Here is a 12,236-nt window from a genome sequence, read left to right as displayed (position 1 = left end):
TGTCCCACACACACCGCGAGCGTGACACCGGGACGGATTTCATGGTGCTGGGGGAGATCCCGACAACCCGTGTGCCCGGTCGACTGCAGCAGTCGCCCGGTCACCTCATCCGCGTGGCCCAGCAGGTACACACCCGCTTGTGGTCCGAATACGTCGGTACCGAGCTGACGGCTCCGCAATTCGCGGTGCTGCTGGTACTGGCACTGGAGCCCGGCGCCGACCAGCGAACGGTCGGCGAACGGGCATCGCTCGACAAGGCGACGATGGCCGAAATGGTCGCCAGGCTGGTCCGGCGGGGCCTGGTGCTCCGCCGCCGGGACCCGGCCGACGGTCGTCGCAAGCTGCTGGCCCTCTCGCAGAGCGGTGCTCAGGCCGTGCGCGAGGCGACCGGCGGCGTGGTCCGGGTCCAGCGGACCCTGTTCGAGTCGCTGAGCCCGGACGAGCAGCTGGAACTCGTCCGGACCATGGCACGGATCGCCCGGCTGGAGCCGGCCGCCGTTGCCGTGATGGCCGACGCCCGGCCCACGCTGGACGCCCAGCGTGCCATCGGCTACCTGATCCGGGTCGCCCAGCAGGTGCACACCAAGCTCTGGTCGGAGAAGGTCGGCACCGAGCTGACGGCTCCTCAGTACGCGGTGCTGGACGCGCTGGAGACCGAACCGGGCGCCGACCAGCGCACGGTCGGCGAGCTCGCCTCGCTGGACAAGGCGACGATGGCCGAGATGGTCAGCCGGCTGGTGCGACGCGGCCTGGTGCTGCGCCGCCGCGACCCCTCGGACGGGCGCCGCAACCTGCTCTCGCTCTCCCCGACCGGCCAGGAGCTGTTGCACCGCTCCACCGCCGGGGTGCGTGAGGTCCAGGAGGCGCTGCTCGCTCCGCTGGAGCCGCACGAGCACGCGCAGGCTCTGGCGCTGCTCGCCAAGGCGGCTCGGCTGTAACGATTCTGCAAAGCGTCGTCCAATTTTTTGGGCGACGAACGCGCTCCGGCGGGCACGCGGCACCGCTCGGGACGCTCCGGAAGGGGCCGACACCTCGTCAGGTGTCGGCCCCTTCCGGGTTGTTCCGGCCGTCACTCTCCGTGCTGACTGGGCGTCAGCTCGAGCTGACGTGACGTCAGCCGCGCGGGGGAACGACGGGTGTCAGTTCCAGTCGAAGTCGGCCGGGTCGGGGCCGATTCGCTTGCCGGTGGCGACGGCTGCGATCGCCGCGAGGTCCTCGGCGTCCAGCTCGAAGCCCGTCACGTCCAGGTTCTCCCGGATGCGGGCCGGGGTGACCGACTTCGGGATGGCGATCACGCCGCTCTGCAGGTGCCAGCGCAGCACCACCTGGGCCGTCGAACGGCCGTGCTTCTCGGCGATCTTCAGCAGCGCGGGCTCGGCCAGCAGGTCGCCGCCCTGGCCCAGCGGGCTCCACGCCTCGGTGGCGATGCCGTGCTCGGCGTGGAAGGCGCGCAGCTCGGCCTGCGGGAAGTACGGGTGCAGCTCGACCTGGTTCAGCGCCGGGACCACCGAGGTCTCCTTGAGCAGCAGCTCCAAGTCTGCGATGTGGAAGTTCGAGACGCCGATCGCGCGGACCCGGCCGTCGGCCTGCAGCTGCTCGAAGGCGCGCCAGATGTTCACGAACGCGGGGCCGTGCATCGCCCGCGGCCAGTGGATCAGGTACAGGTCCAGCTGCTCCAGGCCGAGCTTGGCCATCGACTCGTCGAAGGCGCGCAGCACCCGGTCGCGGCCCTGCTCGCCGGACCAGTCGAGGGTGCCGGAGTTCCACAGCTTGGTGGTGACGAACAGCTCGTCACGGGCCACGCCGGACTCGGCGATCGCCTGGCCGGTGCCCGCCTCGTTCTCGTAGATCGCGGCGGTGTCGATCGAGCGGTAGCCCGATTCGATCGCGGTGCGCACCGCCGGGACGGCCTCCGCGTCCGGCACCTGCCAGACACCGAAGCCGAGCTGGGGGATCCGCACGCCGTTGTTCAGCGTGATCGACGGGATCGGGGGTACTGCGGGAGTGCTGGTCACGAGAAGGGGTGCCCTTCGGTCGGGTGGCTGCGGGGAGTTTCCAAGAGGGCGGCAACCGGGTTGAACAGCGGAGTATTCCCGATGGGCAGGAGTTCCCCCCAACAGGGGAAACGCTTCGGGGGTGGCAGTCGGATCGCGCGGAGCCGCGAAAGCGCGTGTGGCGTGCATCACAGGTGATTCCGCCGCGTCCGGGGAGGGTGGTCCGGACGGGTGAATGGGCGGGCCCGGCGGTGGTGGTGCGGCGGTCGGTGGGCGGGCCCGGGCCAGACTGCCGGGGTGACCAAGACTTCAGGTTCTCCGTCAGGCCAGCGCGGTGAGATCGGCGGCGTCCCGACCCGGTACATCGGTATCGGCGTCATCGTGGTGCTGGCGATCTGGTTCCTGTTCGCCAACCTGGACAAGGTGAAGATCCAGTTCTGGGTCTTCACCGTCACCTGCCCGCTCTGGATCGCGCTGCTGGCCACGCTGCTCGCGGGAACGGTGCTCGGCTGGCTGCTGAAGGGCCGGCGCACCCGGTGACGGCGCCGCAGGAGGCCACGGGGCGGTCGACCGGAGAGCCGCTGATCGAGCTGCGCCGGGTGAACAAGCACTACGGGCAGCTGCACGTGCTGCAGGACATCGACCTGACGGTGGGCCGGGGCGAGGTCGTGGTGGTGATCGGCCCGTCCGGGTCGGGGAAGTCCACGCTGTGCCGGGCGATCAACCGGCTGGAGCCGGTGGAGAGCGGCGACATCCTGATCGAGGGACAGCCGCTGCCCGCCGAGGGCAAGGGCCTGGCGAAGCTGCGGGCCGAGGTCGGGATGGTGTTCCAGTCCTTCAACCTGTTCGCGCACCGGACGGTGCTGCAGAACGTCACGCTGGCCCAGATCAAGGTCCGCAAGCGCGGGAAGGCGGCGGCCGAGACCAAGGGGCGGGCGCTGCTGGAGCGGGTCGGACTGGCCTCGCAGGCCGACAAGTACCCGTCGCAGCTGTCCGGCGGCCAGCAGCAGCGGGTGGCGATCGCCCGGGCGCTGGCGATGGACCCGAAGGCGCTGCTGTTCGACGAGCCGACCTCGGCGCTCGACCCGGAGATGATCAACGAGGTGCTGGAGGTGATGCGCTCGCTGGCCGCCGAGGGGATGACCATGGTGGTGGTCACCCACGAGATGGGGTTCGCGCGTTCCGCCGCCAACCGGGTGGTCTTCATGGCGGACGGGAAGATCGTCGAGGACCGCGTCCCCGAGGAGTTCTTCGCGAACCCGCAGAGCGAGCGCGCCCGGGACTTCCTGTCCAAGATCCTGAAGCACTGAGGCGGCGCGGTGAAACAGCGGTACATCCTGCGCGCACTGGCGCTGTGCGCCGTGCTGCCCGGCCTGGCGGCCGGCCTGTCCGGCTGCGGCAAGGAGGGCACCCCGCCGCCGAAGGGCCCGCAGCCGAGCGCGCTGCCCAGCTACCAGGTGCGCAACAACACGATCACCGGCTCGCCCACCCTGGACGCGGCCCGGGCGCGCGGCCACCTGGTGGTCGGCGCCAAGGAGGACCAGCCGTACCTGGGCCAGAAGAACCCGGCCACCGGCGAGTACTCCGGCTTCGACATCGAGATCGCCAGGATGGTCGCCGCCGACCTGGGCTTCGCGCCCGACCAGATCGAGTTCCGCACCATCGCCTCCGCCAACCGGGAGACCGCGCTGCAGAACGGCCAGGTCGACTACTACGTGGGCACCTACACCATCAACGACAACCGCAAGAAGCTGGTCGGCTTCGCCGGCCCGTACTTCATCGCCGGGCAGGCGCTGATGGTCCGCAAGAACGAGACGAAGATCAACGGCCCGCAGGACCTGGCGGGCCGGAAGGTCTGCTCGGCCGCCGGGTCCACCCCGTACCAGCGGATCCAGACCAATTATCCGAAGGCCAAGCTGGTCGGCTACGACACCTACTCGGCCTGCGTGGACAACCTGATCAGCAATCAGGTCGACGCCGTCACCACCGACAACGCGATCCTGCAGGGCTACGTGGCCAAGGTCCCCGACGAGCTGAAGATGGTCGGCGAGCCGTTCTCCACCGAGCCGTACGGCATCGGCGTCCCCAAGAACGACACCGTGCTGCGGATGGCGATCAACGACGCGCTGCAGCTGAACATGGACAACGGCAACTGGAAGAAGGCGTACGAAGCGACGCTCGGCCTCTCCGGGGTGCCCGCGCCGCAGCCCCCGGCCATCGACCGGTACAAGTGAGCAGGGGGCGCGGATGAACGTCCTGACCAGCAACTGGTCCACCTACTGGCACGGCTTCCTCGGCACCCTGTGGCTGACCCTGGTCAGTGCCGCGCTGGCGCTGGTGCTCGGGGTGGTCATGGCGGGCTTCCGGGTCTCGCCGGTGAAACCGCTGCGGGCCGTCGGCACCGGGTGGGTGACGGTGCTCCGGAACACCCCGCTGACCCTGCTGTTCTTCATCGTGGTGCTGGGCCTGCCCCGGTTCCACATCACGCTGCCGTTCTTCACCTTCGCCGTGCTGGCGCTGGGCTGCTACACCTCGGCGTTCGTCTGCGAGGTGCTGCGGTCCGGCGTGAACACCGTGCCGACGGGGCAGGGCGAGGCGGCCCGCAGCCTGGGGCTGACGTTCGGTCAGACGCTGAGCCTGGTCATCATGCCGCAGGCGTACCGCTCGGTGGTCGCGCCGCTGGGCAGTGTGATGATCGCGCTGGCGAAGAACACCGCGATCGCGGGCTCGTTCAGCGTGGTCGAACTGCTCGGCACCTACCGGACCATCAACGAGCTGGGCTACAGCATCGTCTGGACCTTCGTCTGGATCGCGGTCGGCTATCTGATCATCACGCTGGCGATCAGCGCCCTGTTCAACGTACTGGAGCGACGGGTGGCGGTGTCCCGATGACGGTGGAGTCCTCCGCGCTGTACGACATCCCCGGGCCGAAGGCGCTGGCCCGGCACCGGCTGTACGGCATCCTGACGCTGCTGGTGATCGCCGCGGTGGTCGGCTGGGTGATCTGGATGCTGTTCCACACCAACCAGTTCACCCACCAGAAGTGGATGGCCTTCGAGTACAAGGGCGTCCAGGAACTGCTGCTGCGCGGCCTCGGCAACACGCTGAAGGCGTTCGGCTGGACGGTGCTGTTCGCGCTCCCGTTCGGCGCGCTGTTCGCCGCCGGACGGCTCTCCGACCACCGGGCGGTGCGGTGGGTGTCCACCCTGGTGGTGGAGTTCTTCCGGGCCATGCCGCTGCTGGTGATGATCTTCTTCATCTTCGTCGCGCTCAAGGTCGAACCGCTCTGGGCGCTGGTGGCCGGACTCACCCTGTACAACGGCTCGGTGCTGGCCGAGGTGTTCCGGGCCGGCATCCTCGCCGTCCCCAAGGGGCAGAAGGAGGCCGCGTTCGCGCTCGGCCTGCGGAAGACCCAGGTGATGACGTACGTGCTGGTGCCGCAGGCGGTCCGGGCGATGTCGCCGACCATCGTCAGCCAGCTGGTGGTGGCGCTGAAGGACACCTCGCTGGGCTTCCTGATCACCTACGAGGAGTTCCTGCACGCCGGGAAGCTGATCGCCACCAACCTGGACTACGACCTGCCGTTCATCCCCGTGGTGATGGTGATCGCCCCGGTCTACATCGGCATGTGTCTGCTGCTGTCCTGGCTGGCCAAGTGGCTGGAGCGGCGCGCTCGGCGCAGCCCACGCGAAGGGGCGACGCCGGTCGCCGAGGCCGGGCCGGTGGTGGACGGGCAGGGGTAGCGCCTCTTCGGGGTCCGGAAAAGGGTTGGGTCCGGGTCGGGGCGGTCGGCTAGGGTCGGAAAGTCTGTGACCGAGCGCACACGAGGAGTTGCCGGATGTCCGTGCTGCCCAGCCGGCAGGGCCTGCCCGATGCCGAAGTGATCGACCGGCGGGACGGGCCGTACGGCGAGGTGGCGCTGCGGCGGCGCGGTGGGCACTACGAGATCATCGCGAACGGGTGCTTCCTGATGGACACCGCCGACGGGCGGTCCGAACGGCTGCTGATCCAGGCGGCGTTGGACTCGGTGGGTGCGGGGGGCGGATTGAGTGTGCTGATCGGTGGGCTGGGCGTCGGCTTCTCGCTGGCGTACGCCGCCGCCGAGCCGCGGTGGGGGCGGATCGCCGTGGTCGAGCGGGAGGGGGCGATCATCGACTGGCACCGGAGCGGGCCGCTCGGGGCGTTCTCCGCGGGCGCGTTGGACGATCCGCGGGTCGAGGTGGTGCACACCGATCTGGTGGCGCATCTCGGTTCCACCGGGGAGCAGTACGACGCGCTGTGTCTCGACATCGACAACGGGCCCGACTGGACGGTCGGTGAGGAGAACGACGCGCTGTACGGCCCGGTCGGCCTGGCCAATGCCGCTGCCCGGCTGCGGGCCGGCGGCGTCCTCGCGGTGTGGAGTGCCCAGCCCTCCGCCGCTTTCGAACAGGCGCTGCGGGACGCCGGGTTCATCGATGTCCGGAGCGAGGAGACCGCCGTCGAGCGCGGGGTGCCCGACGTGGTGCACCTGGCGCGCCGGGCCGCCTGACGGGGCGCGGCCTTCACGCGGCCGAACTGCCGGATTCGGTGCGGAAGTTGTGCCCGTCACGCGTTCACAGCAGCGCTCGCGTGCGGCATGATCACCATCATGGCGGACGAGAAGACGGACCTCCTGGCGTGCCTCTGGGACGAGTTCAACGCCATGCGGTTCCCCAACGGCTGGTACGACCAGGAGCCCGAAGGCACCTGCCTGGTCACCCTGGGCACCGTCCTCACCGGCTTCGCCGCCAGCGTCCTCGACGGGCCGTCGCTCGGCGCCCGGCACCGCGAGCACCTGCGCCGCCGGATCGTCCTGCTCGGCGAGCTGCTGCCGGCCTTCGCCGTCGACGGCTACGCCTCGCGGTACTTCGTCGCGCTGTACCGGATGGCGGTGCTGACGGAGGAGATCGACCTCGAGCGGGAGGAGATCGACCTCGAGCGGGGAGGCGGAGGGATTTAGCCGGCGGAGAGGGCGGCGGACAGGACGGTGCGGAGCTGCTCCAGTTCGTGACGCCAGGCCGGGCCCTCGTCCGACTCGTCCCAGAGCTCGGCGAGTTCGGATTCCTCGCTGAGCACGCCGGCCAGTGCGTTCAGGGCGAGGCGGCGTACCTCGGGACCGAACAGGGGGAGCGGCTGGTCCGGTCCGTACGCGGTGCTGATCGGGGTGCCGCCCGGGCACTGGGCGGCGACCAGGGCGGCAGCGGCGACGATCTGGCAGCCGTCGTCGGCGTCCAGGTCGTCGAACTCGCCGACACCGCCGCCGAGTACGGCGCGGATCAGGGCCTCGCGCTGCTCCGGGGCGGCCTCGTTGAGGTCGCCCGCGAAGTCGGCGGCGGTGTCGTTGTCGAACGGACCGATGTCCCAGGCACCCATGGTGATCTCCTTCGGTAGCTGTGCGGAGATCGTCGCAGGGTGGACTGACAGGTCAGGTGTCAGACGGCGGGCAGCGTGCGGGTGAGGAGGGGGAGCAGCCGGGCCCAGTGCAGGCGGAGCGCGGCGGGATCGAAGGCGTCGGTGTCGGGCATGGTGAAACCGTGGACGGTGCCGGGGTAGATCTCGGAGATGTGGCGGACCCCGGCGGCATCGAGGGCGTGGTTGAGCTCGGCGAGGGCCTCGGGCGTCAGATCGCTTGCGGCGTGGCCGAGATGGACCTCGGCGGTGAGTTCGGCGAAGACCTCGGGTCCGTCGGCGGCCACCGGGGCGTGGAACGCGGCGAGGGCGGCGACCCGGTGCGGGTGGGCCGCGGCGGTGCGGACGGCCTGGAGGCCGCCGATGCAGTAGCCGGTCACGGCGACCGGGCCGGCGGCGACCTCGGGGCGGGTGGTGAGGAAGCGCAGGTAGGCGTCGGCGTCGCGCAGGGCGCGTTCGCGGGTGTGCGCCGTGATCAGCGGCATCAGGTGGGTGAAGAGGTCGTGCCGGGCGTCCTCGCCGATGTACGCGGGGAGTTCGAGCACCGGGGCCGGGCCGTGGCGGTAGAAGAGGTTGGGGACGAGCACGTAGTAGCCGTGGCCGGCCAGTTCGCGGGCCAGGGTGCGCAGTGCCGGGCGGATGCCGAAGCCGTCCGGGTACATCAGTACCGCCGGGTGCGGGCCGTCCTCGGAGGGGAAGGCGGCGAGGGCGTCGGCGTGGCCGTCCGGGGTGGGGATGTGCAGCAGGTCGGTGCGGGGCTGGGCGGGCATCAAGTCTCCTGTCGTGGTTGACGGTTGGATGAGGTGTCAACTCGACGGAGGTGGGGCCCGGGCGGCGCTCAGGGGAGGGCCGGGTCGCCGATTCGTGTGTGGCGCGAGGCCGTCCCGGTCGTCATGGTCGGACAAGGTAGTCGACCGGACGGGGCGAGGCCAGCGGGCCTGGTGGGTGGCCGGGTGGGCGGGTGGGCGATGGGGTGGCCGGGGAATGCGGAACGGCGAGCCCGGGGTGGGCTCGCCGTTCGTCAGGTGCGGATCAGCCGAAGGGGCTGTTGGCCGGCGGGGGCGGCGGGGACTGCGGTGCCGCCGCAGGGGCCGAGGGTGCGGAGAGACCGCCGAAGGGGTTGTAGTCGGCCGGGGGGACCTTGACGAGGCGTCCCTTGGTGGGGTCGGCCTCCTCCGGTTCCTCGGCGGCGGGGGCAGCTGCTGCGGGGGTCGGGGCTGCGCCGAAGGGGTTGAAGTCCGCCGGGGGGACCTTGACCAGGCGTCCCTTGGTGGGGTCCGCCGCCTCCGGCGGGTCGGCCGGGGCCGGGACCGTCGGCGGGGCGCTGGGCCGGGGCGGGATGTTGCTCGGCGGGCCGGTGATGGTGCCGAACGGGTCGGACGGCTCGGAGGACAGAACTGTCCCGAACGGGTCGGCGGACGCCGCGCGGGCCGGCGCCGGTGCGGCGACCGGGGCGGGCGCCGGGGTGGCGGCAGGGGCTGCTGCGGCCGGGGTTGAGGCTGCGCCGAAGGGGTTGAAGTCCGCCGGGGGGACCTTGACGAGGCGGCCCTTGGTGGGGTCGGCGGCTTCGGGTTCCTCGGTGGAGGGGGTTGCCGCTGTGGGGGTCGGGGCTGCGCCGAAGGGGTTGAAGTCGGCCGGGGGGACCTTGACCAGGCGGCCCTTGGTGGGGTCGGCGGCTTCGGGGGCCGGTGTCGGTGCCTGGGCGGGGGGTGCGGCCGGGGCGCCGAAGGGGTCGGCGGCCGGGGCGGCGGGCTCCGGGGCGGCAGGAGCTGCCGCTGCGGGGGTCGGGGCTGCGCCGAAGGGGTTGAAGTCGGCCGGGGGGATCTTGACGAGGCGGCCCTTGGTGGGGTCGGCGGCTTCGGGTTCGGGTTCGGGCTCGGGTGCCGGGGTGGGGGGTGCGGCCGGGGCGCCGAAGGGGTCGGCGGCCGGGGCGGGTTCGGGCGCGGCCGGGGCGGCGGCCTGGGCTGCCGGGGCGCCGAAGGGGTTGAAGTCCTCCGGGGGAACCCGGACGGTGGTGCCCTTGGCGGGCTCCTCCGGGGCGACCGGGGCCGGGGCACCGAACGGGTCGGCGGAGGCCAGAACCGGGGACGGCTGCTGGGCCCGCGGATCGGCGGGGGCCGGGGCGCCGAAGGGATTGAAGTCCGAGGGCGGGACCCGCACGGAGGTGCCGGACGGGGCGTCGGGCTGCTCGGACGTCGCGACCGGAACCGGTGGGGCGACAGGCACCGATGGCGCGGCGGACTGCGCCGGAACGGCCGGGCTGTGAGCGGGGACGGCCCGGCCGACCGGCACCGGGGCCGGGGCCACGGCCACACCGTCCCAAGCGAGTTGGACCGAGCAGAGCAGGTCCGCGAAGACCGAGGTGTAGACGTCCCAGTCCTCGGTGTCGGAGGTGGTCAGCTGCACCGTCAGGACCGTCGCCCCGTCCGGCATCGGCACGAACGCCTCGACCACCGAGCTGTACACCACGCCGCCGGGGCGCTCGTCGTGCAACTCCTTCAGCGCGGGCATCGCCCGGTTCTCCACCAGCACCGCGGCCGGGCCGGCCGGCAGCAACACCGTCCACACCTCGGAGTACGGGCGCTCGGTGGACAGTTCCACCGCCAGCTCCTGGATCGGTTGCGCGCACGGGACGGTCGACACCACCAGCGAGACCCGCGAACGGCGGCCGTTCACCAGCAGCGTCGCGACACCCGCGTAGGCGACGCTCGAGGCGGCGAACTGCTCGGACAGCAGCGCCGCCACCACGGCGAAGTCGTTGCGCTCGGCCGGGGACGCGCCGGAGAACAACTCTTCGGCGGTCTCGGTGAGATGGGCGGACAGGGCGTTGCCCGAACCGCGCACCGTCAGAGTGTGGAACGCCGGCGGGACGACAAGGCGCGCCTCGACACCCGAGCCGGTCGACAGTTCGTCAGGGGCGACCGTCACGCGAGGTTCGGCCAGGGCCGCGAGGGCCTGGGTGAAACCGGCGAGCGGCTCGGTGTCCACCGGGGTCGGCTCGGCGTGCAACCGCAGCGCGGAGACCGACGCGGGGTCGGTCAGGCCGAGGGCCGAGGCGGCGAAACGCTGCGTCAGCACCGGGACGGCCTCGCGGCCGGCGTTCGCGTTCGGGCGGCGGTTGGCGGACACCTCGATCACCGTGCCCAGCTTCGGGACGGAGAGCAGGCCCGGGCCGATCTGGCTGATCCGCAGACCGAACAGGGCCTTGGCGGCCGGATGCTGAGGCCGACGGAACGCGGTGAACGCGTCGATCGGGTAGTGGGTGGCGCGGCTGCCGAGAAGTGCGGCGCATGCCGCGTCCAGCGTGGCCGTGATCCGGTCTGCGGCGGCGAAGCCTTCCTGCGTCATTCGCCGAGCCCCCTCGTTCTCGGGTGTGGACAGTTCAGCCACTTTGTATCAGACGTGGACGACGTGGGTTGAGGGGTCGTCGGGGGTGGGGTGGGTGGTGCGGGTGGGGGTGTGGGGTGAAGGGGCGTTGGGGGGTGGGTGGTTGGGGGTGCCTGCGGCGCGGGTGTGGGGGATGGGGAAGGTGATGACGTGGGTTGAGGGGTCGTCGGGGGTGGGGTGTGGGGTGTGGGGTGAAGGGGAGTTGGGGGGTGTCCGCGGGGCGGGTGGGGAGGATGGGGAAGGTAACGACGTGGGTTGAGGGGTCGTCGGAGGGCGGGATGGTGGGCGGGGTGTGGGGTGACGGGGGCTTGGGGGTGGGGTGAGGGATCGTCTGGGGAAAGCGACGTGGTTCGGCGGCGGGAGTTGAGGGGGGTCAGGGGGTGGGTGGGGTGGCGAGGCGGAGGAGGGAGGGGGTGAGGGGGGCGAGGGTGGTGGTGAGGTCGCGGATGAGGCGGGCGGTGGGGCCGTCGGGGTGTTCGGTGGTGAAGAACTCGGTGAAGAGGGCGGCGAGTTCGGGGTCGCGGGTGGCGGCGACGGCGAGGGCGGCGACGAGTTCCTGGACCAGGTGGAGTTGCAGGGTTTCGGCGGGGACGGGCTTGTCGGCGAGCCAGTCGAGGGAGCTGATTTCGGCGTTGGCGATCCAGGCGCGGACGGTGCGGCGCAGGGTGGGGCTGGGGTCGGGGAGGCCGAGGTGGCGGAGGATCTGTTCCTGGGCGGCGCGTCGGACGTGGTCGATGACGGCGTCGGCGTCGGGGCTGGCGGCGACCGAGCCGCCGCGCAGCAGGGCGGTGAAGCCGGCTTCGTGGGACTGGACGAAGTCGAGGTAGCGGCCCATGACGCGGTAGAGGCGCTCGGAGAGCGGGCCGTCGGCGACTTCCTCGAAGCGTCCGGCGAGTTCGCGTCCGGCCCGGCGCAGGGCTTCTTCGTAGAGGGCCTGCTTGCCGGGGAAGTAGTGGTAGACGAGCGGGCGGGAGGCGCCGGCGGCGGCCGCGATGTCGTCGATGGAGACGTCCTCGGGGGCTCGGTCCGAGAACAACTCGAGGGCCACCGCGATGAGTTGTTCGCGGCGTTCGTCGACGGTGAGCCGCCGCCTGGGGGGGCGGGCGGGCTGCTGTTCCTCCGAGCGGGGGGCCACGGACGGCGTACGGGAAGCCATGCGGCCCACCCTAGTGCCGCAGCAGGCAACTTTTGCCCGTCAAGGAGCGGCCCGAGGCGCCCGGCTGGGCGTGCCGCCGAAGTGCCCTCGTACTGGGTGTACCTGGGTGCTTTGGCGGTGCGTCCAGGCGGGATGCATCGGGCCGCGACGGGGCAAAGGTTGCCTGTTGCGGCACTAGATGAATGATGCGAAGGGTTAGTGGTCGTAGGCGGTCAGCGAGCGCATAACTGGCTGACCGGCTCGGTCGTTGTGCCAGATCGCCGAGGTCA

At 71.6% G+C, this 12,236-nt stretch carries 13 protein-coding genes; 8 read left to right on the top strand and 5 right to left on the bottom strand.

The genetic code is table 11. The features are described from left to right. Nucleotides 1-113 precede the first annotated feature (113 nt). The gene (locus tag ACGFWJ_RS11960) at nucleotides 114-938 is read left to right on the top strand and encodes a MarR family winged helix-turn-helix transcriptional regulator (RefSeq protein ID WP_387645132.1); all 825 of its coding nucleotides are present in this window, start codon (nucleotides 114-116) and stop codon (nucleotides 936-938) included. 201 nt (nucleotides 939-1,139) lie between these two features. Here ACGFWJ_RS11960 and ACGFWJ_RS11955 read toward each other — a convergent pair whose 3' ends face one another. Further along, a complete protein-coding gene (locus ACGFWJ_RS11955) occupies nucleotides 1,140-2,015 on the bottom strand; it encodes an aldo/keto reductase (protein ID WP_392948019.1) in 876 nt (291 codons plus the stop codon). A 276-nt stretch (nucleotides 2,016-2,291) separates the two neighbouring features. Between ACGFWJ_RS11955 and ACGFWJ_RS11950 the strand changes: the two genes are divergently transcribed. The 7 genes from ACGFWJ_RS11950 to ACGFWJ_RS11920 all read left to right on the top strand — a co-directional run bounded on the left by ACGFWJ_RS11950 (nucleotide 2,292) and on the right by ACGFWJ_RS11920 (nucleotide 6,975). Beyond that, nucleotides 2,292-2,534 (top strand): LapA family protein, encoded by a 243-nt coding sequence (locus ACGFWJ_RS11950; RefSeq protein ID WP_392948016.1) that lies wholly within the window; start codon nucleotides 2,292-2,294, stop codon nucleotides 2,532-2,534. 41 nt (nucleotides 2,535-2,575) lie between these two features. Further along, complete coding sequence (locus ACGFWJ_RS11945) at nucleotides 2,576-3,304, top strand: amino acid ABC transporter ATP-binding protein (RefSeq protein ID WP_387868217.1); 729 nt, start codon at nucleotides 2,576-2,578, stop codon at nucleotides 3,302-3,304. Nucleotides 3,305-3,313: 9 nt separating this feature from the next. Beyond that, on the top strand, nucleotides 3,314-4,228 hold the full coding sequence (locus ACGFWJ_RS11940; RefSeq protein ID WP_392948013.1) for a glutamate ABC transporter substrate-binding protein: 915 nt from the start codon (nucleotides 3,314-3,316) through the stop codon (nucleotides 4,226-4,228). Nucleotides 4,229-4,241: 13 nt separating this feature from the next. After that, nucleotides 4,242-4,886 carry an amino acid ABC transporter permease gene (locus ACGFWJ_RS11935; RefSeq protein ID WP_387645121.1) on the top strand — a complete coding sequence of 215 codons (645 nt, stop codon included), beginning with the start codon at nucleotides 4,242-4,244 and terminating at the stop codon, nucleotides 4,884-4,886. Beyond that, nucleotides 4,883-5,737 (top strand): amino acid ABC transporter permease, encoded by an 855-nt coding sequence (locus tag ACGFWJ_RS11930; RefSeq protein WP_392948009.1) that lies wholly within the window; start codon nucleotides 4,883-4,885, stop codon nucleotides 5,735-5,737. The genes ACGFWJ_RS11935 and ACGFWJ_RS11930 overlap by 4 nt, the downstream gene beginning before the upstream one ends. A 95-nt stretch (nucleotides 5,738-5,832) precedes the next feature. Further along, nucleotides 5,833-6,525 (top strand): spermidine synthase, encoded by a 693-nt coding sequence (locus tag ACGFWJ_RS11925; protein ID WP_392948006.1) that lies wholly within the window; start codon nucleotides 5,833-5,835, stop codon nucleotides 6,523-6,525. A gap of 99 nt (nucleotides 6,526-6,624) precedes the next feature. After that, on the top strand, nucleotides 6,625-6,975 hold the full coding sequence (locus ACGFWJ_RS11920; protein WP_392948003.1) for a hypothetical protein: 351 nt from the start codon (nucleotides 6,625-6,627) through the stop codon (nucleotides 6,973-6,975). Here ACGFWJ_RS11920 and ACGFWJ_RS11915 read toward each other — a convergent pair. From ACGFWJ_RS11915 to ACGFWJ_RS11900, 4 genes are all read right to left on the bottom strand, one after another. After that, the gene (locus ACGFWJ_RS11915) at nucleotides 6,972-7,388 is read right to left on the bottom strand and encodes a DUF4259 domain-containing protein (protein WP_392948000.1); all 417 of its coding nucleotides are present in this window, start codon (nucleotides 7,386-7,388) and stop codon (nucleotides 6,972-6,974) included. The genes ACGFWJ_RS11920 and ACGFWJ_RS11915 overlap by 4 nt on opposite strands. Before the next feature lie 59 nt (nucleotides 7,389-7,447). Further along, nucleotides 7,448-8,194 (bottom strand): dienelactone hydrolase family protein, encoded by a 747-nt coding sequence (locus ACGFWJ_RS11910; protein ID WP_392947998.1) that lies wholly within the window; start codon nucleotides 8,192-8,194, stop codon nucleotides 7,448-7,450. 262 nt (nucleotides 8,195-8,456) lie between these two features. Continuing rightward, a complete protein-coding gene (locus tag ACGFWJ_RS11905) occupies nucleotides 8,457-10,772 on the bottom strand; it encodes a hypothetical protein (protein ID WP_392947995.1) in 2,316 nt (771 codons plus the stop codon). 412 nt (nucleotides 10,773-11,184) lie between these two features. Next, nucleotides 11,185-11,967 carry a TetR/AcrR family transcriptional regulator gene (locus ACGFWJ_RS11900; protein ID WP_392947992.1) on the bottom strand — a complete coding sequence of 261 codons (783 nt, stop codon included), beginning with the start codon at nucleotides 11,965-11,967 and terminating at the stop codon, nucleotides 11,185-11,187. Between the last annotated feature and the right edge of the window lie 269 nt (nucleotides 11,968-12,236).

The organism is Kitasatospora sp. NPDC048407, assembly GCF_043200475.1.
In the GTDB taxonomy this organism is placed as follows: domain Bacteria; phylum Actinomycetota; class Actinomycetes; order Streptomycetales; family Streptomycetaceae; genus Kitasatospora.
The sequence above is the reverse complement of the archived record's forward strand: the minus strand, read 5'-3'. Positions and strand labels throughout refer to the sequence as shown.